The sequence below is a fragment of the Pseudomonas mediterranea CFBP 5447 genome (genome assembly GCF_000774145.1).
GTDB classification, from domain to species: Bacteria; Pseudomonadota; Gammaproteobacteria; order Pseudomonadales; family Pseudomonadaceae; genus Aquipseudomonas; species Aquipseudomonas mediterranea.
This window is the reverse complement of sequence record NZ_KN322974.1, coordinates 1-499: the sequence shown is the minus strand read 5'-3', so window position 1 is coordinate 499 and position 499 is coordinate 1. Positions and strand designations below refer to the sequence as shown.

Below are 499 nucleotides of genomic sequence, written 5' to 3'. Positions count from 1 at the left end.
ACATCGCCTTGCGCCATTGCCTACAACTACGCCAGAATCCGCCGGCTTGTGCGCTTTGGGGCCTGACCTTATCGTTTTCCGGTCGCTGACGAATCAGCGATCGGGTTTGGTAGCCCGGTTTTCCTGGCGCATTGTGCAACCGGATGCAGGGGACGTTTTTGTCTTCTATTTGATGGTGGTCATGCGTAGGGCGTCCTCGGACGCGCCGGGTGCCAGGTAACCGGTCTACCAACCTTCGTATGGCCGCCACCCTTCGTTTGGTAGCGAGAGAGTGATGGCTCCAATTTAATTACCTGGAGCTTCAACCATGTTCAAAGTAACCCCCAACCCACCAGACACCGACCCCAACACCTCGGAACTCGACAAAGCCGCCAAGCGCGCCCTCGATTTCTACCTCAAGCCCCAAACGTCCGAATCCAAGGCCGATCTAGGCCAACTTTTCACCGTCGTCAACGGCGTCGACACCGAGTGCCTGCTCGCCAACCTCAGCGAAACCCTG

At 57.5% G+C, this 499-nt stretch carries 1 pseudogene; it reads left to right on the top strand.

The features are described from left to right. Nucleotides 1-307: 307 nt before the first annotated feature. Nucleotides 308-499 (top strand): annotated as a pseudogene (locus N005_RS03015) (DUF6124 family protein); the annotation flags it as partial.